The sequence below is a fragment of the Mycoplasma zalophi genome, assembly GCF_025486335.1.
GTDB classification, from domain to species: Bacteria; Bacillota_I; Bacilli_A; order Mycoplasmatales; family Metamycoplasmataceae; genus Metamycoplasma; species Metamycoplasma zalophi.
The window spans coordinates 162507-188206 of record NZ_JAOOPZ010000002.1; the positions used below are offsets into that span (position 1 = coordinate 162507).

Annotated in this window: 21 protein-coding genes, 1 tRNA gene and 1 other RNA gene; 2 read left to right on the forward strand and 21 right to left on the reverse strand. The window is 23.1% G+C overall.

Annotated features, from left to right (window positions below):
- Positions 1 to 33: 33 nt before the first annotated feature.
- The gene (locus tag N8G13_RS01825; protein WP_262289233.1) at positions 34 to 2484 is read left to right on the forward strand and encodes an amino acid permease; all 2451 of its coding nucleotides are present in this window, start codon (positions 34 to 36) and stop codon (positions 2482 to 2484) included.
- Positions 2485 to 2527: 43 nt separating this feature from the next.
- Here the strand turns inward: N8G13_RS01825 and N8G13_RS01830 are convergent, their stop codons facing one another.
- The 10 genes from N8G13_RS01830 to N8G13_RS01875 all read right to left on the reverse strand — a co-directional run bounded on the left by N8G13_RS01830 (position 2528) and on the right by N8G13_RS01875 (position 13925).
- Complete coding sequence (locus N8G13_RS01830; RefSeq protein ID WP_262289234.1) at positions 2528 to 3397, reverse strand: ArdC family protein; 870 nt, start codon at positions 3395 to 3397, stop codon at positions 2528 to 2530.
- The gene (locus N8G13_RS01835) at positions 3372 to 3608 is read right to left on the reverse strand and encodes a hypothetical protein (RefSeq protein ID WP_262289235.1); all 237 of its coding nucleotides are present in this window, start codon (positions 3606 to 3608) and stop codon (positions 3372 to 3374) included. The genes N8G13_RS01830 and N8G13_RS01835 overlap by 26 nt, the downstream gene beginning before the upstream one ends.
- Positions 3601 to 5529: a hypothetical protein gene (locus tag N8G13_RS01840; RefSeq protein WP_262289236.1), complete on the reverse strand. Its 1929-nt coding sequence runs from the start codon at positions 5527 to 5529 to the stop codon at positions 3601 to 3603. Before N8G13_RS01840 ends, N8G13_RS01835 begins: the two co-directional genes overlap by 8 nt.
- 92 nt (positions 5530 to 5621) lie before the next feature.
- Positions 5622 to 7166, reverse strand: coding sequence for a methionine--tRNA ligase (gene metG, locus N8G13_RS01845; RefSeq protein ID WP_262289237.1), 1545 nt, complete (start codon positions 7164 to 7166; stop codon positions 5622 to 5624).
- Position 7167: 1 nt separating this feature from the next.
- A complete protein-coding gene (locus N8G13_RS01850; protein WP_262289238.1) occupies positions 7168 to 7950 on the reverse strand; it encodes a tRNA1(Val) (adenine(37)-N6)-methyltransferase in 783 nt (260 codons plus the stop codon).
- A 90-nt stretch (positions 7951 to 8040) separates the two neighbouring features.
- A complete protein-coding gene (locus N8G13_RS01855; RefSeq protein WP_262289239.1) occupies positions 8041 to 10074 on the reverse strand; it encodes a P68 family surface lipoprotein in 2034 nt (677 codons plus the stop codon).
- A 127-nt stretch (positions 10075 to 10201) separates the two neighbouring features.
- Positions 10202 to 11017 (reverse strand): glycerol transporter subunit C, encoded by an 816-nt coding sequence (locus tag N8G13_RS01860; protein WP_262289240.1) that lies wholly within the window; start codon positions 11015 to 11017, stop codon positions 10202 to 10204.
- Positions 10998 to 11957 (reverse strand): carbohydrate ABC transporter permease, encoded by a 960-nt coding sequence (locus N8G13_RS01865; protein WP_262289241.1) that lies wholly within the window; start codon positions 11955 to 11957, stop codon positions 10998 to 11000. The genes N8G13_RS01860 and N8G13_RS01865 overlap by 20 nt, the downstream gene beginning before the upstream one ends.
- A 10-nt stretch (positions 11958 to 11967) precedes the next feature.
- Entirely contained in the window at positions 11968 to 13134 is a 1167-nt protein-coding gene (locus tag N8G13_RS01870; protein ID WP_262289242.1) for an ABC transporter ATP-binding protein, read from the reverse strand.
- On the reverse strand, positions 13134 to 13925 hold the full coding sequence (locus N8G13_RS01875) for an alpha/beta fold hydrolase (RefSeq protein ID WP_262289243.1): 792 nt from the start codon (positions 13923 to 13925) through the stop codon (positions 13134 to 13136). The genes N8G13_RS01870 and N8G13_RS01875 overlap by 1 nt, the downstream gene beginning before the upstream one ends.
- A gap of 193 nt (positions 13926 to 14118) precedes the next feature.
- On the opposite strand from N8G13_RS01875, the gene N8G13_RS01880 reads away from it, so the two are divergent.
- Entirely contained in the window at positions 14119 to 15858 is a 1740-nt protein-coding gene (locus N8G13_RS01880; protein ID WP_262289244.1) for an LppA-related lipoprotein, read from the forward strand.
- 32 nt (positions 15859 to 15890) lie between these two features.
- Here the strand turns inward: N8G13_RS01880 and tsf are convergent, their stop codons facing one another.
- From tsf to rnr, 11 genes are all read right to left on the reverse strand, one after another.
- Positions 15891 to 16784 (reverse strand): translation elongation factor Ts, encoded by an 894-nt coding sequence (gene tsf / locus N8G13_RS01885; protein WP_216535759.1) that lies wholly within the window; start codon positions 16782 to 16784, stop codon positions 15891 to 15893.
- The gene (gene rpsB / locus N8G13_RS01890; RefSeq protein WP_262289245.1) at positions 16784 to 17653 is read right to left on the reverse strand and encodes a 30S ribosomal protein S2; all 870 of its coding nucleotides are present in this window, start codon (positions 17651 to 17653) and stop codon (positions 16784 to 16786) included. The genes tsf and rpsB overlap by 1 nt, the downstream gene beginning before the upstream one ends.
- A 141-nt stretch (positions 17654 to 17794) precedes the next feature.
- Positions 17795 to 19261 carry a hypothetical protein gene (locus N8G13_RS01895; RefSeq protein WP_262289246.1) on the reverse strand — a complete coding sequence of 489 codons (1467 nt, stop codon included), beginning with the start codon at positions 19259 to 19261 and terminating at the stop codon, positions 17795 to 17797.
- Between the two features lie 14 nt (positions 19262 to 19275).
- Entirely contained in the window at positions 19276 to 20880 is a 1605-nt protein-coding gene (locus N8G13_RS01900) for a hypothetical protein (protein ID WP_262289247.1), read from the reverse strand.
- Positions 20881 to 20964: 84 nt separating this feature from the next.
- A tRNA-Ile gene (locus tag N8G13_RS01905) sits at positions 20965 to 21041 on the reverse strand.
- Positions 21042 to 21076: 35 nt separating this feature from the next.
- The gene (rpsI, locus tag N8G13_RS01910) at positions 21077 to 21469 is read right to left on the reverse strand and encodes a 30S ribosomal protein S9 (RefSeq protein ID WP_262289248.1); all 393 of its coding nucleotides are present in this window, start codon (positions 21467 to 21469) and stop codon (positions 21077 to 21079) included.
- On the reverse strand, positions 21469 to 21903 hold the full coding sequence (gene rplM, locus N8G13_RS01915) for a 50S ribosomal protein L13 (RefSeq protein WP_262289249.1): 435 nt from the start codon (positions 21901 to 21903) through the stop codon (positions 21469 to 21471). The genes rpsI and rplM overlap by 1 nt, the downstream gene beginning before the upstream one ends.
- An 80-nt stretch (positions 21904 to 21983) precedes the next feature.
- Positions 21984 to 22670, reverse strand: a complete 687-nt coding sequence (locus N8G13_RS01920; protein ID WP_262289250.1) for a 16S rRNA (uracil(1498)-N(3))-methyltransferase — start codon at positions 22668 to 22670, stop codon at positions 21984 to 21986.
- 77 nt (positions 22671 to 22747) lie between these two features.
- Positions 22748 to 23123, reverse strand: a transfer-messenger RNA (tmRNA) gene (gene ssrA / locus N8G13_RS01925).
- Positions 23124 to 23144: 21 nt separating this feature from the next.
- The gene (gene smpB / locus N8G13_RS01930; RefSeq protein ID WP_216488782.1) at positions 23145 to 23582 is read right to left on the reverse strand and encodes an SsrA-binding protein; all 438 of its coding nucleotides are present in this window, start codon (positions 23580 to 23582) and stop codon (positions 23145 to 23147) included.
- A 7-nt stretch (positions 23583 to 23589) separates the two neighbouring features.
- Positions 23590 to 25698 (reverse strand): ribonuclease R, encoded by a 2109-nt coding sequence (gene rnr / locus N8G13_RS01935; protein WP_262289251.1) that lies wholly within the window; start codon positions 25696 to 25698, stop codon positions 23590 to 23592.
- Between the last annotated feature and the right edge of the window lie 2 nt (positions 25699 to 25700).

Below are 25700 nucleotides of genomic sequence, written 5' to 3' on the forward strand. Positions count from 1 at the left end.
ACACATATTAATTAAATTAAAAAAGGAGAGGAAATGACAAAAAAATTTAGCGAAAAAAGTTTTGTTTTTTATGGAATTAATTTTATTGTCGGTTTTGGTTTTATTGCAACTATTCAAAGCGTTATCAAAACCGGTAATTACAGTTTTTTAATTTTTGCAATAACATCTTTTATTGCAGCTGGTATTATGTTAGCTTTTGCACGCGGCACTCAATATTTTGGAAATCAAGTAGGTGGTTCTTATGCATATGCAAAAGAAGCTTTTACTAAAAGTAAATGATTTTGATTTTTAAATGGTTGAAATCAATTTATGCAAGCACCTTTATTTTCTGCAACTTCACCCTTATTTTTTTCATCAATAGCAAGTTTATTTGTAGAAAATGAACAATATCAGTTTTTATTATTGATAGTTTCTTTAGTATTTTTTATTACATTAACTATCATTTCATCATTTAGTTTGCATGTTTCTAAAAAATTTATTTTAGGAAGTGCAATTATTAAATGAATTATTTTTGGACTTATTTTAGGGGTAATAATTTATTTAGTATCGACACAACCTACCCCTCATCTTTTTGTTGAAAATAGTTCAATTCAAAAAATAACCCCATTTATTATTGTTAACTCTATTCTAAGTTTTATTTATGCTTATGGTGGAATAGAAGGTTTAGCAGGACTATCAACAAGTGTAAAAACTAAAAATTTTAAAAAGATATTATTTTATCTTTTTGGTTTTGTGATATTTATTTACTTAGTTTTCTTTTTATTATTTTCATTTATTCCATCGTTTCAAACATGACAAGGTGATTATGTTGCAACAATAATGAAAAATGTATTGGGAACAACTGGTTTAATACTTTTTGCAATTGGTCTTTTATTTAGACAAATGACATCATCTATATTTTCTATGGTTTATTATGCAAAAACAGTAGTTCCATTAGCATTAGATGGATTTTTACCAGCATCACTTGCAAAAGTAGCAAAAAACGGTCAACATAAAAATGCAATTAAATTTGTAACAATTGTAAGTATTTTAGCAATGATAATTTTTACAATATTACCTAAATTGTTAAAAATAAGTGATTCTTTTACAACTATTTTATTATCTGGTAATTTAGTATTTTTCGTTATTTACTTAATAACTTTAGTGTCTATTTTACATATTTCATTTAAAAGAAAAGAATTTAAAATACCTATTTGAGAAAAGATAATTTACATGATAACTACTTCACTAATAATAGCGATTATTTTAATTACACTTTTCCCTCCTATTGTTAATGAATCATACCAACCTTCACAATTATTAGTGATATTAAGTTATATTTCACTTATGGTTTTAGGATTTATAACTTGATTTGTATATGTACTTATTAAAAAAATAAATCCAATACATAGATACACAACTAACTATACAAAACTCACACAAAATAAAAAGACTTCATTAGAAGAATTAGAAAAAAGCGGAATAAAAAAAGTTGTAGAAACATTATTTATAAATACATTTAAAACACAAAATAGATTTATATTATTAACTAATCAAAGCGAATCTTTTAGAGATTTAATAATTCGTTCACTTGCTTCTGTTTTAAATTTCAATAACAAAAAAAATGAATTACCTTCACAAATTGTTTATAAACTAAACACAGAAAAATTAGCATTTACAAAAGATAAAAAAATTATGAATATTTTCTATAAAATGTTTTTTAGTTATCAAAATAAAAATTCTAACTTTATTTTATTTATAGAAAATATAAATTTATTAAATCAAGATGTTTTAGATATTTTAGAAAGAGCAAAAAATCATACTAATATAAAAATTATTGCTACTTCTCAAAACAAAATACTTGATTCAAAATATCAAAAAATATTTCACACAGTTTCTATTGATGAGTTAACTAATGATCAAAAAATAGCAATTACATTACATGCAAAAAATAAAATTCTTTTACAACATAATTTAATAATGGATAAAGAAGCAGAACAATTATTAATAAAAATGGTAAAAGATGGAATGTATATTAGTGATATTTTAAATCAAATTGATACAGTAGCAGCATATATACAAACTCAAAATAATCAATTATCTGTACATATAGACTCATTAAACAAAGAAAAAAATGAATTACAAATTCAAAAAATTAAATTACAAAATACAAATAATTCTAAAGAGGTTAATGATATAGATAAACAAATTGAAAATACTGAACAAAAAATCAATGAATTTAAAAATACTATTTTAGACGAAAAAACTATTGTTAATAAATTTATCTCTTATTTAAAGACAAAAAACTTATACAAACAAAAAATAAAAGATTACAAAGAAAATGGTAATATATCAGCTGCATTTATATTAGAAAACGAAATAATTGTTGAAATAGAAAAAGAAATTAATAAATTACTAAAAATTATAGAAAATTTAAAATTTTATGATGCAATCATAACAAAAGAAAAATTTACAAAAATAAACAAAAACATAACTATTGGATAGTTATGTTCAATCCTAAGGATTACACAGATATTTCTGTGTTTTTTTATAATTTTTCTTTAATTTGTTTTGCAATTAAAACAACATTTTTTAAAAATAACTCTTTTTCAGAATCACTTAATTTCTTTAAAATGCTTTGAACAAAGTGAAAATCATATTCAAAATTATTTAATTCAATAGATTCTAAAATTAAAAATGAAATCATATTTTCTTCTAAAGTTGTATTTTCTAAAACTTTTTTGTACCCATCATATCTTAGAATAATTCTAATTAATATTTTCAATAAACTAAGAGATAATAGATTGTCATAATAATTTATAAAAATTTCTTTTGTTTCATAATTAATTTTTTCATTATTTGTATCAGTTTTTGTTATTTGAACATCGAATTTCAGTTTTTCTAAGTATTTTATTAAAGTTTTTTCTAAACTATCATAAGAATATTGTTTATGAGTTTTTCTTTTAATTTCTGTTAATTGATTATCACCAAAAACAGGAATTAATGATACTATTTTCTTTTTAAAAGTTGAACCTATACCGTTTTTAATTTGTTCTTTTGTTTCATCATCTGCATTTTCTCATTCAAGTGGCTGATTTTCATTGTCTTTTACAATAAAAGTTTTTTCTTTGTATCCTATTATATACGCAGCTTTTTCGCCTTTTTTTATTTGAACACCGCGTTTTTTTCATTGATTAAAAGTTAAAAATTTATTAGCTTCTTTGTTTTGTTTAAATAAAAGTCATTGATTTGCTACATCATAAGGAAGAAATTTACTAAGCAATTTTAAATTTGCAATGACATTTTCAGTTGAAGCAAAAAAATTATTGTTTTGTTTTTTTATATATTCTAATCTTTCTAATAAATTTGCATTTAATTTCATATTTTCAAGATTAGAAATAGTAATATACTGGTACAAGATTACTCTCCTTTGTTTCGTTATTTCATTTATACGTGTTACCGTCTTTTGTTTTTAGTTCACCATTATTTGAAGAAGCTACTTTAACCGTTCCTATTATGTTTCCGATTGTCCCAAATGCTAACGGTAATATAGCACTTAAAAAACCAATAAAACTTCCACCTTCTAATTCAATTGCTTTATCATATTCCATTTCTTTAAAATTATCCATTTGTTCTATCCGATCTTTTCTTAAGAGTTGTATCTTGAAATTCTTTTAATGGTTTAAATAGATTGTTATTAGCATCTTGAATAATGATGTTGTATGCTTTGATGTGTTCGTTTAGTTTATCTTTAAAGTATTTTCCTCTACTTATATTCGGTGAATCTTTTATAGTTATATAAACATTTTTTAATATTTCATACATATTGTTTAATTTTTCTTTTTCTAAGCCTGTTATATTGTGAATTTCATTATCAAAATCTTCATCAGTTTTATTTAATAAAGTATTTATATTTATGTTATCATATATACTTTTAAATAAATATTTAGCCTCATCATTTGCAAAAAATAATCCTTTATCATTTCAAATGTCTGAAAAATGATTAATATTTTCAATCATTAATTGAATTATTTTTAATTTTTCATTTACTATTTCTTTTGCATAAGAATGTTTTGAATTTAAATATAAATTGTTAATTAGATCGTTTTCTTGACTTAATTTTTTTACTTGTTCACCTAGATTTTCATTTTCTTTTTCTAATGAAGAAACTCTACTTGTTAAAAATGTTATATTTTGCTTATTTTTTTCTATTTCTGCAATAAATGAAGTTCTTTGATTATTTAAATTATTTATATTTTCTTCTAAATTCATTTTTTGAGTATTTAGACTCAAAATATCAGATTTTAATTTATTTATTTCGTTAGTTTTTATTTCAATTTCGCTATTTAATTTTTCAATTTGCGAAATATTTGCAATTTTATCTAACTCAAGTTCTTTAATATTTTCTTGATATTCTTTAACTAAATTTTTTAAATTTAAAATATCAGAATTTTTATTTTCTATTAAAACTAATAGATTTTGATAATCATTATTTTTATTTTCTAATTCTAATTTCAATTCTTTTATATTATTTTTTAAATTTTCATTTATTTCATTTAAATTTTGTATATTTTGTTCAAGCAATGCAATTTGTTCACGATTTTTTTCTAAAATTGTGTTATTTATTTCTATTTGTTTTTTTAGTGATTCCATTTCATTTCTTAAATTTAAAACAGTTACATTTAATTCATTTAATTTATTTATATTAGCATTATTTAATTCAGAATATTTAGTCAAAATATTTTCAAAATGATTATTTAAATTGTAAATATAATTTAATACATCATTATGAAATGTTGCTATTACATTTCCATTTTCTAATAAATTTTCAAAACTATCATTTTCATCAACAAAATTTAAAAAATTAGTATATGCATCTTTTAATTCAAGATACCTAGAATCGTTTTTATAATTAAATTCCATTAAAGAATCATTTACTAAATAATTTGCATTTTTTAAATAAAAATCTTTTAAATTATCTATACTTATTTGATAATTATTAGCAACATCAATAAAACTATTTTTGATTTTATTTAATTCAATATTTTTTAATTCCAATGCTTGTTTTTCGTAATTAATTTTTTCATTTTCACTTGATAATTCATTATTTTTTAGTGTTAACTCATCATTAGCTTTATTTTTATTATCAATTTCTATTTTTAATAAGTTATTAGTATCAGTGATTTTGGAGTTTTCTGTTTTTAAATAAACGTTTTCTTGTATTTTTTCATTCATATCATTTTTAAGAGATACATTTTCAGTTTTATAAGCGTTATTAGAAATTAATATTTTTTTATTTTGATCTTTTATTTTTAAATTATCAATTACAAGTAATTTATTTTCATCAATTTTTGTTTTAATGATTAAATTTTTGTCTTTTATATTGTTTGATTTCACATAATTCATTTTTGTTAATATCAAACTTGGAATAGTTATAGCAGCAGAGGTTAATAAAATTAAACCTAGTATTAGGAATTTTTTATTATTTCTATTGCTTTTATTTTTTTTAACTTTGATAAAGTCAAAATGTTTATCTTTTGTATTTTGCATTTTCTCCTTTCACTATTAAAAGTAAAAAAGATTGCAAAAAAATAAAAAAAGATGTTTTTTAAACAAAAATAAATTTTGTTTGTTTACATCTTTTATTTTATTCTGGTAAATAATATTTCTTTTACATCAATTGGTTTTTTATCAAACTTTGTTTTTATATTTATTAATTCAAAATTTAATTCATTTATACTTAAAAACTCAGCAATTTTTTGCATATTATTTGGTAATACAACGCTCAACATAACAGTTGTGGCATAAATTCCGTTTAATAATGTATTTAAAATCACATTTAGTCTTGGTAAATTATCTTTTAATTTTCAAGGAGTTGTTTTGTCTATGTATAAATTTAGAGATTTTGATAAATTAATTGCTTCTTTTAAAGCTTTATCTATTTCAAAGTTATCAAAATAGTTTTTATAATTTTGAAAGTGTTTATCAATATCTTTATAAACTTCTAAATCAACTTCTTCTAAATTATTTTGATCATAAAAAGTTCCATTATCAAAACTTTGATTAATCATTGCTGAAGTTCTGTTAACTAAATTACCAAAATTATTTGCTAAATCAGCATTTAAACAATTTTTAAAAGCAAGTTCATCATAAATACCATCATTATGAATTGAAAGTTGTGACATAAAAAAGTATTTGGTTTGTTCGGCTCCGTATGTATCAATTAATTTATAAGGATCAATTACATTTCCTTTTGATTTTGACATTTTACCTTCATTTGTAATAATTCAACCATGACTTAATATTTTAGTAGGTAAGTTAATATCTAAACTTTTTAGGAAAATAGGTCAATAAATGCAGTGAAATCTAGTAATTTCTTTTCCCACAACATGAACTCTTTCAGTTCCATTTGCTCAAAATTTTTGATATAAACTATCATCTTCTTGTAAATAATTTAAAGCAGTTAAATAATTAAATAAAGCATCTAATCATACATAAATTACGTGTTTAAATTTAGATTCAAAAGCAACTTGAATACCTCAATCAAAACTTATTCTTGTTATGCTTAAATCTTCAAGTCCTTTATTTATAAAATTATTTAAAAGTTCATTTTTTACTTTTGAAGAACTAATAAAATTATCGTTATTTTCATAAAATTCTTTTATTCATTTATTGAATTTTTGCATGTTAAAAAAGTAAGTTTCTTCAGATATTTCAACCAATTCGTGTCCACTTGTTGGATGGTAGTACTTATTATCTTTTTCAATTGCTTGTGTCTTAGTTAAGTATTCTTCATCACTTATTGAGTATAAACCTGAGTATTCTCCTAAATAAATAAAACCTTTTTCAATCATTTTGTCAAATATTTTTTGAATAGTTACAACATGATTTGATGAAGTGGTTCTACTGAAAAAATCATAGTGTAAATCTGCTTTTTTTCAAAGATCTTTAAATTGTTCAGTAGCTAAATCAACAAATTTTTGAGGCTCAATATTTTGTGAATTTGCTGCTTTTTGAATTTTTTGTCCATGTTCATCAATACCTGTAACTAAGTAACAATCATAATTATTTAGTTTTTTAAAATTGTATAAAGTATTTGCAATTGTTGTTGTATAAAAATGTCCTATATGTAATTTACCATTTGGATAATATATAGGTGTTGAAATATAAAATGTTTTCTTTTCCATACTATTCCTTTATCTTAATTGGTTTATATAATTTTTTAACTTTTTGAGTGTATGTGTGATTATTTTTATTTTGAGGGTGTAAATAAATATTTTCTAAAAAATGAGTACCTCAACCAGTATTAAATCTAGCTTCTACTAAACAAAATTTTGCAATATCATTAGTTCTTGGATATACTAATTGAATTCTTTTTGGCTCAAAATTGTATTTTCGCATCAGTGTTATACAATCTATATATCTACTAATAGGTAACACTAAAGCCAAATAACCTTTTTGTTCTATTATTTTACTGCTTGCACTAATTAATTGTTCTAAATTTAAAGTAATTTCATGAGTTGCAATTTCTTTAAAATTGTTTGTATTTTTTCTTTTAATGTTATTTAATTGATTGTAATAAGGTGGATTTGCAACGATGAGTTGATATTTTTTAAAACTTCCATTACCTATTTTTTGACAAATATTTTTTGCATAATCATTAAAATCAGCGTAAATTATGTTAATTTTATCTTCAAGGTTATTCATTTTTACATTAAAATTAGCAATTTCACATGCTTCTTTTTGAATTTCTACTGCATCAATGTGAATTTTTGTTGCTCTTTGTGCAATAAAAATACTTAAAGCTGCATTATTAGTTCCAACTTCTAAAATATGATTTATTTTACGATTTAAACTACAAAAATTACCAAGTAAAATAGTATCAACTGAATAACTAAACATTTCTTTATCTTGATAAATTTCTAAACCATCTTGATAACCTAAATTATTTTTAACTCAACTAGATTTCATGAGTAAATTATAACAAAATTTGATAGTTTTTAAAGGTTTAAAAACTCAATAATAATAAAAAACCATTAACGAATGTTAATGGTAAATATTTTATTCTTTATTTTCTAAATCTTGAAGTTTTTTAAGAATTGTTGCTCCATCTGTAGTTGATAATGGATTATTTTCATTATCTAGTTTTGATAATTCTAATAATTGACTTGATATTTCTGCAATTAATTTAACAGATTTTGAATCACCAACATAGTTTGTGTCATGTGCTTCACCTGTTGCGAATTTTAGAAGTGATTCAAGAGATAATATTGCTGAATTTAAATTATATACAGCAGTAGATAGTTTATCTCTTTGTTCATCTCTTACTAAGAAGTTTTTGCCATTTTCACCTAATTCTTGAGCTCTTTGTTCAAATTTTGTTCTTAATTGTTTTTGATGTTCTTTTATTTTTGCTAGTTTTTCTTGAGTTAAAATAGCTTTTGTAGGAACAATATATCCTGAATTTTCAGCGATAAATATTCAGTTTTCAACCATTGTACCATCTGCTGATGGTGATTCTCCATTAAATAGGAAATTTAAAAATTTAATAGCTGCGTTGTTTGTTTCTTGATCATTTGTTTTAACTGCTAATAAACTTGATCCACCTTCTCAAAATACTTGCTTTGAATCAGTTGAATATTTATCTATAGAAGGTAAATATAACATATCTTCATCTTTTGTTCATAAATCATATTCTGCTTTATTTTGAGCTAATTTTGTTTCTTTATCAGGATCATCATTTTTAATTGTTGGTAAATGATATAAAACTGACATCATTGATTGTTTATTTCTTGCATCCCCTACAGCTGCCCCATAAGTTATTGCAGCTTCATAACGCATTAAATCAAATCCACCTCAATCAACATTATCATTTGTTTTAAATTGGATTGTTTGGAAATTAATTGGACTTCCTTCTGTTGTCGCTTTTGCTTTAATTTCTTTATGTTTTATTGATTGTTTATATTCATTTCATAGTGACACAAAATTTTTAACTTGTTCTGAATTATTATTTAATAAATTTTCATAACTAATTACTGATTTTTCAACAGGATCATTTTTAGTTTTTAAATTTCATAATTTGTCATTACTTTGAGTTTTTGAAACTAATTCTTTTAAAAATACATCACCTTGATAGTCGATTGATAATAATCTTGCATTTTTTGTAACATTTGCCATTTTTGTTTGATCAAATTCAGTATTTTCATAAATTTTGTTTATAAATTCTCTTACACCAGCAAATGTTTTAAATGTTTCGTCTGTAACATTCATACCATTTAATTGATTATTTGTTTTAGCTTTAATTGCATAAAATGGACTTCTTTGTGGAATTGAGTTTCCTTCCTTTGAAGCTTTAACTGAAGCATCATAAATTGAACCTGAAACAGTTCCGCCAGCTTCTTTTATTATTTCAAATAATTTATGCATAATGTCTAAGTTAAATTCTAAAGCATCTGTATCTGACAAATCAAAAGGAATGCTATAAATTTTTGATTTATCATTTATATCTTCACCTGGAAGAGTGCTGTGAATATTTTTAATTTTTTCATTAAATTCAACATTGAATTCACTTGGTAATTCTAAAAGTTTGTCATTTGATTTTAAAATATATGCACCGATTTGATTACCTAATAAAATATTGCTAATTTTTGCATCATTTTCATTAAAAGCTTTAACTGTATTTTGAACTAATGTTGTTTCTGAAAATGTTTTAACTTGTTCTTGTGTTTGTAAAACTACTGGTAAGAATCCTGGTTCATTTTTTTTAGATTCATTGTAGTAATTTATAATTGGCGCAATAGCAGTCATTAATGGTCAATATTTTCCTTGTGGTGCTGAAAAAATTACTGATTTTTTTGTTTGATTATCATCATTAGATTCTGATTTTGCACCTTCATTTGTTTCAGGTTTGTTATTTGAATCTTCTTTATAATTTGAATCATTGTCAGTTTCTTTTTTATTATCGTTTTTGGTTTCTTCTTTTGTTGTGCCGGTATTATTCGCTTGACACGCAGCAGCAAGAGCAGGAACTGAAATTAAAGAAATAGATGCTCCTAAACTAGCAAAAAGAAAAAGAATTTTCTTTGATTTTGTCATTTTTCTCCCTTAAAATTTTTATAATCTTTTGTAGAATTTTTGATTACATCTAAAATTATAATCCTAAATTAAAATTTAAAAATTAAAAAATGGCTTATTTTTTAGCCATTTTTTTCATTTTTCTAAATTATCTTGTTGATTTATTAATTCATTTAGAAAATATAAAATAAATACTTAATGGAATTGCAGAAGCAATAAAACTACCAGCAGCAATTATATTATTATATATATTTTTGTATTCAGTTGTAACTGGTGCTAAAAATCATTGAGATATGTTTTTATCTTCTGTATTTCTAAATAAATACATAGGTCATAAATAATCATTTCAAACTTGGATTATTGTAAAAATAATTAAAAGTAAATATGATAATTTTAAATCTGAAAAATAAACATAAAATATTTTTTCATATCATCTTAAATTATCATTTATTGCTAATCTTCCTTTTGTTTGACTAACATTTAAAGCTACCTTAAATGTATATGAAAAAATAAAGAAACTAAATACGCCATTACTTATTAAACTTAACCAATATTTATCAGTTAATTTTCAAGTGTTTAAATTATATTTAAGTGCTGAATATAAAACAAATTCAGGAATAACACTAACAATAATTAAAAAATAAATAACAAAGTTTTGGATTGATTTTTTCTTTAATTTTATTAGACCAGCTATTGCAAGCGAATAAACAACAACTCTTATTATTAATAAACAAAAAATCGCTGAAATCGTTATTGTAAATGCTTTTAGTAACTCTTTATTTCACACATTTTGAAAACTATTTAGTGTAGGGGTTTTAATCGTAATAGAAACAACATCATTTTGGATATCAATATCATTTTTAAGAGCCGTTAATAATAAATAATAAAGTGGAAATAATATAATAATTCCAAAAAATATCAAAACAAAAACTTTAATTACTTCTTTAGTTATTAATTTCCACATATTTTTTCCTTATTAATTTTGTTTTAAAATATTTTAAAAATTTATAAACCCTTTTTAAATTTTTAATTCTAAATAAATATACAAAAAGCATTAACAAAATAGCATAAGCAAATATTAACATACTAGAAGCATAAGCTCTTGAAATATTATAGTAAAATCCTTCACCATCACCTATTCCTAAAAATCTTAAAATATAACTACTTACAGTAAAAGCTTGGTGTTTTTCATAATTAAAAGTAGATTCTAAAATTGCATTAGGATACAATAAAAAAGCAAATATAAAATTAGTGATAGTAATTGAAAATATTGTCACTTTTAATTCTTGAAAATAAACATATTTAATTTTTGATCAAGTTTTTAAATTATCTGTTTGCATTAATTTTTTATATTTTAAATTAGCTTTATTAATTGCAGCTGCAAATAAAATAATATTAAATGGTAAACTTCTTCAAACTTGAAACAAAACAAAGTATCAAACTATGTGAGTTTTTCCTGAAGTAAAACTGAATTTATTTTGAGCAAATAGTTTAAAAAAGACATTTTTTTCTCCAAACAAAAGAACAAAAGCAATACCAACTGCAAAACTAGATAAAAAAAACTGTGAATAAAATACTGTTAAAAATGCTGAACGAGCTACTTTTAAAATAAAAGACTCAATTAAAAAAGCTACAAAAAAAGAAATAATAAAACTAATAAAAGTTGCTACAAATAAAATAATTGTTGAATTTTTTATTGCTACTCAAAAATTATTGTCTTTTCAAACTCATTTAAAATTATCTAAACCTATTTTGGTAATTGTTAATTTATTTCTATAAGGGTGCGTTTCAAAAGCACCTTGCATTGATTGGATAATTGGTAAAATAGTAAACAAAATAATCAAAACAAAAAGCGGAATTAAATAAAATCAACCGACTCAATTTTCTGGATTTTTTAATCACAATTTGGTTTTACTAAACACGATTGCCTTCTTTTGAAAAGCGAAATACATCATCTTCTAAAAAGCTAATTTTTACTTCATCGTTTATTTTAAAATCTATATTTTTTGATAAAACATTGATTTCATAACCATTGAAATTAACAGTATAATTTACCGAATCTCCTAAATGTTTTGCAGAAATTATTTTAGCATTAGTTTCTTCATCAAAGGACATTGTAATTTTGTTATGACGAATATAATAATCATAATTTTCATCAGATTTTATCAAATTCACTTCTGGATAACCTATAAATTTAGCAACAAAAATATTTTGCGGGTCATTATATAAATCTTCAGGTGAAGAGTTTTGTGCTATTTTACCTTCATTCATTAAAATAATTTTATCCCCTAGCTTCATAGCATCTTGTTGATCATGAGTTACCATAATCATTGAAAGATTAAATTCTTTTTGTAATGAAACAATTCATTTAATGGTATTTTCTTTTATTTTTGCATCTAACGCACTAAAAGGTTCATCTAAAATAATAATTTTGCAATTTTTAATAATTGCTTTCGCAAATGCAACTCTTTGTTTTTGACCACCGCTTAACTGTGCTGTTTTTTTCTTTTCATAATCAAATATTTCTAATTTTGTACCTACTTCTTTTCATTGTTTTTTAAACATTTCTTTTAAGGATAAAATTTTAAAAAATGTTTTTATTTGTTTAAAATTTAAAGAAAAAGCATACAATCTCAACACAAAAAATATGTATTTAGAAAATATTTGTTGTGAATTATTAAATAAATTTATTAGTTTTTTAAATTTAATTTGGTTTTTTTCATCTAAAAAAGTTAATATTTCTTCACAAGCTTGAAGTCTTTTTTGTTTTACTCAATTCGGTGTATTTTTTGCACTAAGATAAACATTTAAAAATACCGAAATATTAGGATATACATTTTGTTCTTGCATGATATACCCAATTTCATATATTTTAGGATTATTTAGTACATCAATTATTCCTTTAGTGGGTTTTAAATAACCACTAATTAAATTTAATAATGTAGTTTTACCACTACCACTTGGTCCTAATAATACTGTAATTTTATCTTTTAAAATTTCAAGGTCATCAATATTTAAAATTGACTTTTTATCATATTTAAATTCCAAGTTTTTTATTTCAATTAAATTTTCATTTTTCATTATTTTTCTCTTAAAAATGGTGTAACTATCTTCATAAATTCTTCAAAATTTTCTTCAAACATCATATGTCCTGTTTTAGGGATATATGATGTTTTTATATTTTTTACATTGTCTTGAAAATATTTCAAACAAGTATCACGATCAATAACCCCATCTTTTTCACCTAAAACAAGTAAAGCAGGTACATTAATTGCATTTAATCCTGCTTCAATTTTATTCATTATTTGCATATTTGGCAAACTATAACCTAACTTCACAATTGTTTCATTATTAAAGTCATTTGCATCAAAAGATTCTTTGTTTTTTTTCATTCATTCTTTATCATTTGTAAATTTGCTAATATCGTAATATAATGCTTGTAAAAAATCTAAATATTGTTCAAAAGTTTTCGGAAAATAACTTTCTAAATAATCTTTTTGCTTTGCTAGAGATGTTTTATTCATAGGTGCTATATAAAGCATTTTTGAAAATAATTCTGGACGTTTTTTATATGCTAAAGAAATTGTTGCTCCACCCATACTATGACCAACTAAAATAACATTTTTTAAATTATTATCATCGATGAATTTAATTAAAATATCACTAAATGATTCAACACTTACTTCATCATAATCAAGTGGTTTTAAATTATTATTTCCAGGAAAAGAAATTGCATAATAATCATTTTCTTTTCAATTTTGTGCAAAAATATTAAATCTTGCGCAACTTGAATTAAAACCATGGACAAAAACGATTGGTTGTTCTGGTTTTTTATTATCTATAAATACATAAGGATATTTGTAATTTATCATATTTCTCCTTTTAATTATTTTTAATTTCACATATTAAAATGATATTATTTTTTTTAAAAAAAGTAAAAAAATGCCTTAAAAATAGCTAAAAATTAAGTTTTCATTTTTCTATTTTTTAAAAGATAAAAATCTATAACTTTTTTAAAAAATATGAAAATAAATTGCTATAATTTCTTAATTAATTGGAGAATACATGAAAAAAACAACAAAATTATTAATATTAACTACTAGTTTTTTAGCTTTAAGCGCAATTCCACTAATATTAACATCTTGTAAAAATGAACAAACAAATAAACCTAAAAATAATTTACAAATAAAAAAAGATACAGATAGCAATAATAAAGAAAAAAACACCGACTCAAAACAAAAAAATATTGAAAATAATAAACAAAATAATCAAATTGAAAACAAAAATACTCAACAAAATAATCAAGCTGAAAATAAAAAACCCCAACAAAATCAAGAAGAAATTGATTTTGAAAACATTTTTCAACAACTAAATTTAAGTTACAAAAATGCTCAAGATGTTTTCTTTGAAAATGTTTCTAGTGAAACAAATATAAATAGTTTATTATTTAATGAAATTGAAAATGTTAAATTAAATATTACAAACTGACAAAAAACAGAAAACTCATTGACAATAAGCTTAACATTAACAAAAAATAACCAAACTTCAAAAACATTTACAAAAGAATTTTTAAAATCTTCATTTAAACAACACACCAAATACAATTTTGAAGATTTAAATAATTTTGCAAGTTCTTTTACAGTAAAAAGTACCAAAAACACTGAAGATGCACTAACTGCTTTTAATAAACTTAAAGAAAATCCTTCAAATTTATTTTCTTATATAAATATTGGTCCTGAACTTTTTGATAAATATCAAATCCAAGCTGATTTTAAAAGTGCTAACGCAAACAATGGTCAAGGATATATAAAAAATATTTCTTTAGTGTTTACAAAACAAGAAAATCAAACTAAAAAAACCATAACCGTTAATGGTTTTAAAACAGCTAAAAAACAAACACAAACAAACTTAATTACAAAATTAGAATTAAAAGATGAAATAAAAGCACTATATCCTTCATTTGTTGGTTCGATGTTAGTTTTTAATGATAATAGTGCAAGTTTATTACCTCAACAAAAACAAGGAAACGATTTATTTAATTGAGAGTATTTTACAACTCACAGGGGACAAGGTTTATTTAAAAATAATTTAAATTTAAATTTCGCAATATTAAAAAATGAATTTTTTGAGGTAAATAAACAAAACAAAGAAAAATATGATTTTAAAATTGAAAAAGTAAAAGCTAATGATCAAAACGGAACATTAGGTATTGAATTAAAAATTACAAATATGGATGAACATAGTAATAATTACAACAAAACTCAATATGAATTCTTTGAATTTGAAGGATTAAGAACACTAAAATTAAAAGACAATAAACCTGAAGTATTTGACTTTTACATCCAGCAAGATGATTTAAAAGAAGCTTTAAATAAATATAAAATTATTGAGTTAGCTAATGAAAATAAAGAAAAATTAAACAATTTAAATCAACTAAATATAACTAATAAAATCGATAAAAATAAATTACAAGTTGTGAAAAACGCAATTTTCAATAAACTGAAATTAAGTACATTCAATTCATCAAATACTTATCAATTAACTGTAACTAATAATTATTTAAGTAACTTTAATTTCAAAAATAATAGCTCATCAATATATCCTTTATATTTAACAATTTCAAATAACATCATTAAAGACATTCAATTTAATTTAGTTAAAAATTCAAATAATTTAGTTGAATTAAAAGTTAATATAACATTATCTGTGTTTGGTTATGTTTCAAATGAATATAACGATTTAATTGAACAAGGAACAAACAATAACGAAATTACTTGAACAACTGAAAATTATGTAAATTTATAAAATAAAAGTGGCTTAGGCCACTTTTTTGATATCTATTTTTTTCCCATTTGTTCAGCAACTTCATCTGCAAAATTAACATGTTTAACTTCAATACCTTCACCAACTTCAAAACGTAGTGATGAAATTAATTCTAAGTTATTATCATGCATATATTGAGCAACTGTTTTTGAATCTTCCATTACAAATGGTTGGAAAACTAAAACATTATTTTCATTGTATGCTTTACGTAATTTACCTTGTAACATATCATTTTGTACTTTTTCAGGTAATTTATCGAATTTAGGATTTTCTTTTACTTCTGCTAATGCAGTTTCTTTTATTTTTGTTGCTAATTCTTCTGGTAATTGTGTTTCAAAATCATAAGAAGGATTTAAGGCAGCAACGTGCATTGCAACATTTCTTAATGATTCTTGATTTGAACCTTTAGCTAGAATAATTGTAGCAATTCTTTCGTTTGCGTGTGTATAAGTTGCAATAACTTCACCTTCATTTGGAGTTACTTTTTCAACTCTTCTTAAAGTAATTTTTTCACCAATTTTAGCTGTTGCATTGGTAATCATTTCTTGTAATTCTACGCCATCAACTTTTAATTTTAAAACATCTTCTAAAGTTGTAAATTCATTTTCTAATAGTAATTTTTCGATTGTAACTACTAATTCTTTAAATAAATCATTTTTAGCAACGAAGTCAGTTTCTGAATTTAATTCAAATACAACTGCATATTTATCATTGTGAGAAGCTTTTACAATACCTTCTGCAGCAATTCTTGAAGCTTTTTTAGCAGCCTTTGCTACTCCGTGTTCTTGTAGTCATTTAATTGCAGCTTCAATATCGTTATTTGTTTCTTCTAATGCTTTTTTAACATCTAAGAATCCTGAATTTGTTCTTTCACGTAATTCTTTAATTAATTTTAAATCTGCTGCCATTATTTTTCCTCTTTTTCTTCTTTAACTTCTTCAGTTCTTGGTTTTCTTACGAATCTTTTTGGTTCGTCTGAATTTTCTTTTTTAGGATCTTCAGGTAAAACTATATTTTCATCTGATTGGTATGCAAATAGTTGTTTTTCACCTCTACCTGAAGCAATAGCATCTGCTAAAACTGTTAAAATTAATGTTAATGATTTTACTGAAGCATCATTTGATGGGATTCCAAAATCAACATCATCTGGGTTTCCGTTTGTATTTAAAATTCCAAATACTTTAACACCTTTTTTTCTTGCTTCTTTAATAGCAATATCATCTACTAATGGACTTGCTACTATCATAATTTGTGGAGTTTGGTGCATGTAACGAATACCGTTTAGGTTTTTTTGTAATTTAGCGATTTTTTTATCAGCTTCTAAACCTTCTTTTTTGGTTCACCCTGGGTATCCTTGTGCTTGTCTTTGTTCTAATTCTTCTAATTTTCTAACACTTCTGAAAATTGTTTGTTGGTTTGTTAAAGTTCCACCTAATCAACGTTCACTTACGTATGGAGAATTAGTTCTTTTAGCTTGTTCTTCAATAATGTTTTTAGCTTGTTTTTTTGTTCCTACAAAAATAAATCTTGCTCCTTTTGAAGAAGCTTTTTGAATCATTTTGAATGCATATTCTAATGATTTTTGTGTTTTAGAAACATCAATAATGTGATTTCCGTTTCTTTTTCCATAAATATATGGTTTCATTTTAGGATTTCATACACTTGGACGACGTCCGAAGTATGTTCCAGCTTCTAATAATTTAGCACGTGAAATAATGTCTTGTGCTTGTTGTTTTACTTCTGTTTTTTCAACAGTTTTTTGTGTTGTTTGTTCCATGTTTTTTTCCTTTGTTTTATCGTCCTGCTGTTTCTAAATATTGGCATCATATACGACACACCCAATAAAATCCGCAACAGTGTTTAATTTCATTAATATATAAAAAGTACTTATAAATAAGTACTCTTTAATTTTAGCATATTATTTTTTTTCTTTAAGTTTTTTTATAAGTATATTAGCTAAGTTTTTATTATAGAAAAAATTATAATTGTATTTTTTTACATTGTTTTCATTGTTAATTTTTGTTTTTGAATACAGAGTAAATTTTTTATCAGTTTGGTTTTGTAATGGCTGCAACACAATAGATGAAACATTATTATCTATTGAAATTTCTTTATAAATATTTTCTATAAATGATGAAGATGAGTTAAGAATCATCAAAGTAAGTGTAATTTTTTTATATTGAGCTGAAAAATTGAAAATAATCATATGATCTAAATTATTTTCATAAAAATTTAATAAATAATTTTTAATGGTAGCATGAATATCTTCTGTTGTTATTTCAAGATCAAGAAAATAAATTCCCTGTTCGTGTAAATAACCCATGTATTCATAATTATCTTTTTTTAATCAATTTTGTAATTCAAATAGAAAATAATTATCTTCCATTGCAATATAAGAAAATCTTAATTTTTTTAAATAATCATACTTTTTGGGTCAAGTATATTGTTTAGAATTTTCAGATAAAAATTCAACTACATTTTCAAAATTATATAAATCTTCTGTAGGATAATCATTAAATGAAACTTGATATTTTCCAAATGGAGCAAGTAATTTAAAAAATGTTTTTAAACTATTTGCATAGTTAAGTGTTTCCATTGTATTATCAATAACAAAAGCTTCAAGATCATATTTTTTAGTTGTTTTGTTTAATTTTAGATCAAATTTTAAACCTTCAATAAGTTTATTGGCATCAATAGAAGCATAATCAGGAAGATAATTTTTTCTTGGTATTAAATGAACTTTAAAATTTTTATAACTATTTTCAATTCCTAATTTTATATGCATTAATAAAAGTGAATCATAAATGTTAAAATTATATTCAACTAATAATTCTCAGTTATTTTTATTTTTAAATACAGCTTTTCATTTAAGATTATCACTTCAACTAAAAGGATTTTCAAAAACAAAATCTTGTTTTATGGCAAATTTTCTTTCATATTTTTCTATTACGTTGTCATAAAATTCATTATTAATATTTTCATTAAAATTAGTAAAATCAGGAGCTGATGAAAATTTAGCAATGGTTTCTACCATTGGTAAAAAATGAATTGGTTTTTTATCTGAATTTTCAAAAATTAACTTTGAACTTTTATAAGCTTGATAATATTTATGTAAATGTAAATTATATTTTGTTAATAAATGGTAATATTCAAAATTTCTTTTATTGTATTTTTCAAAAGCATTGATTATTTTTAACATTTTTTCATCTTTTTGCATAATTTCATAAATATTAAACACAAAAGAAGCAATAAAATAAATTCCTAAAAGTTCTTCTTCAATATTATCTAAAATAATCTCTACTTCTGCATAGTTTTTAGACTTCATTAATTTTTTAATATTTGCAATGGTTTGTTCATCTAATTGAGTATATCTCTTTTGATTCATGGTTTTCCTTTTTATTAATTTTCTTCCGTTTCATCTTTATTTAATTCAATTCAACTATTTATCTTCATCATTCTATATTTTAAATAATAATCAGCTAATTTTGCATCAACGTTATTTTTTAAATATTTAGCTTTTTCTTCTGCTATTGCTTTAAATGTATTAATTGTTTGATTGTTGCATATTTCAGGTAATGGATAATCAAATAAAATACTTAAATCTTTAAATTCTGATTGTTTTGAGTAAATAATTTCTTTATTTGAAGAATTATTATATAAATTAACTTTTAATGTATTTATTTCATCATTTTGAGCACAAAAACTATTATTTAACATAGTTAATGAATCATTTCTTGCGTCAAACATTAAAACTTCAACTTGAACATGATTTTTATTTGTTTTGATATTTAAAATTTGGTAAGTTTCTTTTGAATATTCATTTACCCATTTTATGAAATTATTTTTAGTTTTTTCTACGTCATTTGTTTCAAAATCTAAATTTAAAACAACCAAGCCATTTCTATACAATAAATCAAAATAAAAATATTGATCGCTTATTTTATAAGTTTTTATAAAATTAGAAAAAATGTGTTTTTTTGTGTAGTTAAAATCTAAAATTTCACTTGAAACATCTTTTCAATCATGAATAATTTGGTTGTTTTTTAAATCGTTGAAGCTTCAAATTAAAAAATTTTGTAAACTTAGTAATTTATCGGTTTTTTTAAGATTTTCATCGTAAATTTTTATAATACTTTGATAATTTCCACATAATTTTAAATATAATGAAATGGTTTCTAAATATGCTAATTCATCTTCGTTGTTTAAATTATGATAAATTATTATTTTATGTCCGTTTATGTAATCTTTTTCATCAACATTAATTAAGATTTTTTTTAATATTTCATCTGTTGTTTGTTTGTTAACGATAGTAGGTATTGCATAAGGATTTGCAGAAATTATCATATCAATGTGATGATTTCTTAAAAAACTCTTTGCTAAATAAGTAAGTAAAATAAGTTCTCCGATTTCAAAATTAAAAGTTATTTTAGGTATTATTTGATTATTATCGTTTATTAATGAAACTTCTAAATCAGGGATTGTATTTATTGTGAAATTTAAGTGTTTATATTCTTTGTTGGTGATTTTATTTTCAAGTTCTTTTTTATAAATTTTTATTTCATTTAATAAAATTTTTGATATTTCATATATATAAGTTATAAAACTATGTCTAACATTGAAATAACTTGTAAAAGAATTATATAAACTTAATTGTGTTAAATAAAATTTATCATCTGGATAATTTTTTAATAAACGTAATAAAAAATATTTAGCGTTATAAAATTCATAATTTCGATCATATACAGCGCACATTAATTCATTATATGGTCTGTTGTTTTCAGGAACTAAATTAACAAGTGGTTCTGAATATTTTCTTGCTCTTTCTGGATAATTGTTGTTTAAACATATTCTAACCATTAAAACAACTAACTGTAAGTTGTGTTTGTATTCTTTTTCTAAAGTTTCAAAATATGCAAACAGTTTATCAAACTGTTTTTTTGTATCAAATTCCTGAATTGTTTTTTTTATCTGTTCTAAATTATTTTTATTAAATTGTTGATTCATACTAATACCTCATAATAATTAAAATTATAAGTTAAAAAATAAAAAAGCCAATTTATAAATGGCTTTTTGGTCACTTTTGTGAAATGGTGCGAACGAATGGACTTGAACCATCGACCTCACGATTATCAGTCGTGTGCTCTAACCAGCTGAGCTACGCTCGCATGTGAAAGTGGATATAATCCACTTATTATAATAATTAACGTTTTGAGAATTGTCTTGCACGACGCGCTTTACGTAATCCGTATTTTTTACGTTCTTTAACTCTTGCGTCACGTGTTAACATTCCAGCTTGTTTAAGATTTAAACGATATTCTGCATTTACTTCTAATAAAGCTCTTGCAATACCTAATCTAATTGCTCCTGCTTGTCCTGTTAAACCACCACCATTAACATTTGCTTCAATATCATATTGGTCAACTGTATCAGTTAATCCAAATGGTTGTTTAGCATCTTTTAATAAAATATCACTATTTAAATATAAATTTGCTTCTTTTTTATTAATTAGGAATTTTCCTGTACCAGGTTTAATGTATACTCTAGCCACTGAACTTTTACGACGACCTAATCCATAGTATCTAACATCTGCCATTATTTAACCTCGATTTGAACTGGTTGTTGTGCTTCATGTTTATGTTCACTTCCAGCATATACATATAAATTTTTAAATTGTTTTCTTCCTAATTTTGTGTGTGGTAACATTCCTCTAACTGCATTTTCAATTAAAGCTTCTGGTTTTTTTGTTCTTAAATCTTTAGCATTGATTTTTTTCAATCCACCAGGATATCCTGAGTGTGAGTAGTAAATTTTATCTTGTTCTTTATTTGCTGTAAGAACAACTTCTTTAGCATTTATAATGATAACATTATCTCCCATATCAACATTTGGAGTAAATGTAGGTTTATTTTTACCTCTTAGAATTGATGCAACCATTGCGCTTAAACGTCCTAAAACTTGGTCTTTAGCATCAATTACGTATCATTTTTTTTCTACTTCTAAGTGTTTTATAATTGTAGTTTGACGCATGTGCTTTTCCTTTTAATATCTTTATAATAAAATAATGCTTATTTATTATAACAAATTTTTTTAATATGTTAATAATTTTTTTAATTTTCATTTACTCTACTTAAAACATATATACAAGCTGTTTCAGCTCTTAGTATTGTTTTTGTGAGTTTTATAATTTTAAAGTTGTTTTGCAGCGCAAGGTTAACTTCAGAATCACTAAAGCCACCTTCGGGACCAATTACAAATAAACTATCACTCGGATATGATATTAAACTTGCAGCGCTAGATTTTTCGTGAGCTAGAAATTTATTTTTATATTCTAGTGATATTATTTTACCAAATTTTTCGCAATTATGCAAAAAAGGTTGTTTATTTCTAAAACTTTGTTGTGCAGCTTCAAAAATTATCTTCTCATATCTTTCTCTTTTTTTATTAAAATCTTCGACTTTATATTGACTAAACTCACTTGCAAATGGATAAATATCAGTAACTCCTAATTCAGTTGCCTTTTGTAAAACTAATTCAAAATTTTTTGGAACTATTAATGGAATTGCTAACGCTACTTGACTTTTAAATTCATGATCTAAATCAAGTGTGTCTATGATTTTAGCCATTTTATTTTCTAAAATACAAACATAAAATTTTTCTTCATATACACAAATAAATTGCTTATTAGTTTGTCTTGCAACTTTTATATGGTTTAGCGTTTCATCTGATAATATAAAATTTTTGTCATCATATTTTTTATCAACTATAAATCTCATCATGATAATAAGATTATACAAAAATCTATTATTTATCAGGTTTTTTAGTGTTTATTATTAATAATTTAAGTCATAAATTAATTACCGGAAATAAAAAATGGTGGAGATGCGGGGAGTTGAACCCCGGTCCACACATAAACTTACTTTAAAAATCTACAGTTTAGTCTATTTTTAATATTCTAATAAATATAAAATAGAACAAAATTTTTTATTAGAAGTAATATTATTTTCAATTATACCGCTATTACAAAAGCATAATCTAATCTCATATAACGACATTTACTACTGAGAATTAGTAAAGCGACTAGTATTTATTAAGCAAATAGTAGATTTTGTGATTTGTTTAACATAAAAGGTGAAACTTCTATGTTTTTGTTTTCGTTCTTTCCGTTTATTGAAAGCCTAGAAGCATTATGGTCTGCCAAACCACTGCATTTTAAAGGAGCTTATATCTGTCGAAACCATTACACCCCCAAAAGCAAAATAATTATAACATTATTTATAACTGTTAAGTATTTTTTTCATTTTCATTTCTTGTTCTTTTTTAATTATTTTTTGTCTTTTATCATGAATTTTTAAATGTTTAACTAATAAAATTTCAACTTTAATATGATTTTCTTTTCAATATATCATTGATGGAATAATTTGCAATGAAAGTTGATCTTTTTTAGACATAATGCGATAAATTTCATTTTTATGTAAAAGTAATTTTCTTGGTCTTTCTGAGTCACCTTTGACTAACATATATTGTGAAATATGCATATTATTAATTCACATTTCTGAATTTTTGATGCTACAAAAAGCATTTTTTAAATTTACATTACCTTGTCTTATGCTTTTTACTTCTCAACCTTCTAAACTAATTCCACATTCATATGTATCTAAAACATTATATTCAGATTTTTGAAACTTATTTTTTGCAATTATTTTCATAACACACCTAAACTAGTATTGCACTTATATTACCTTTTAATGGGTCTGTTTCAGTAATTTTAATTAAATAATTATTTCCTGCTAATATTTTTCTTGTTTTAGATTTAGCCTCTAAATTAGTAACTTGTATCATTTCCTCATTTTGCATATCTTCAAAACGAACTAAAATTGATGTTTTGTATTCTTGACTTTCAAAAAATATTCCAAATTTTTCAACTGAAACAACTGTTGCTTCAATTGTTTTATTGACAAATTTTTCAAAAAATTCTGATTTTTTTAAATCAACAACACTTCTTTCCACATTTAAAGCAACATTTTCTGATTCGCTATTTAATTCAGAAATAAGGTGGATTTTTTGACTTAGTATGTCTTTATCTTCTGCTTGTAGTTCTTTATTTGTAAAAATATAATTACGAATAAGTCTATGTAAAAGTAAATCAGGATATCTTCTTATCGGACTTGTAAAATGTGAGTAAAATTTACTTGCTAAACCAAAATGCCCAATATTTTGCTCAGAATATTTTGCTTTTTGTAAAGTTCTAAGTAAATACATTTTTATAAAATCATCGAATTTTACTTGTTTTAAGTTAAAAACCATTTTTGCAAATTCTCTACTATCACCTGAAAAAGGTACTTTAATATCGATATTTAAAAAGTTTAAAACTTGTTGTAAATTATAAAGTTTTTCATCAGAAGGAAGATCGTGGATTCGATAAATTGAAGGAATTTTTTTATCAAACATCATCTTAGCGACTGTTTCATTAGCTCTTACCATGAAGTCTTCAATCATTGTTTCACTAAACCCTGATTCTTTTAATTTAATATCAATTACATCACCTTCGTTATTCAAAATAATTTTAGGTTCAATAATTTCAAAATCAACATAACCTTCACTAATTTTTTGTTTTCTTATTAATATTGAAATTTCTTTTGCAACATTTAACATTTCATTAGTTTCATTATCAAAACTATGTTTGTTTTCATAAAATTCATTTACTTTTTCGTAAGTAAGTCTATGATCTGATTTGATTATTGAAGGATATATTTCAAAAGTTTTATTTAGCCCATTTTCATCTAAATCCATTTCTAAAGTTAAAGCCGCTCTTAATTCATGTGGATTTAAACTACAAATTCCATTAGATAATTCAAAAGGAAGCATAGGAATTACTTTATCGGGTAAATAAATACTTGTTCCTCTTTTTAAAGCTTCTTTGTCAATAAAACTATCTTCATGTACATAATGGCTTACATCAGCTATGTGTACTCATAACTTGTAACCTGAATTTGTTTTTATACAACTAATTGCATCATCAAAATCTTTTGTATCATTTCCGTCAATTGTAACAGTAAAAAGATTTTCTAAATTTTTTCTACCTTTATAATCTTCAATTGTTATTTCTTTAGGAAGATTTTTTGATTCATTTAATACTTCTTGTTCAAAATTAATGTCAACGTTGTTTTGTGCAATAATTTTTTTTTCAATTATTCTTTTATCGTCTGTTTTTCCAATGTATTCTAAAAATTCAAGATCTACTTTTCTTGCATTTTTTCTTGGTTTTAGTACTTTTACTTTTACAAATTGTTTTAAGTCGTAATAAAATTTTGTTGGTACATTTATAAAGAAATTTGCATTATCTTTTTCATCAGCGGCATCAAAAAATATTTGATCATTTTGATTTTTAATGAAATTACCCACAATAACTTGTTTTTTATGCTCAATAATATTTACAATATAAGCTCTATACAATATTTTTTCTTCTTGTGTGTAACTATATATTTCCACTTCAACTAAATCTCCATCTAAAACTGCATTTAGTTGAAAAGGTAATAATAATGCGGATTTATCTTCTTCAAAATCAACAAAACCTAATCTTTTAGATGAAATCGAAATATTATATGTATCTTTTATAATAAAGTTTAAAAAGAAATAAAAACCATCTTTGGTTTTTTCTATTTTATGTAAATCAGTTAGTTCAAAAATAATTTTTGATAAATCCTTGTTATCTTTTTTAGAAATATTAAGAGCTTTAGCAATTTCAATAAAATTTAATGGTTTAGATGAGTTTTTTAATAATTTTAAAATATTTTCTTTTATGTTTTCTACTTTAGTTAACATTA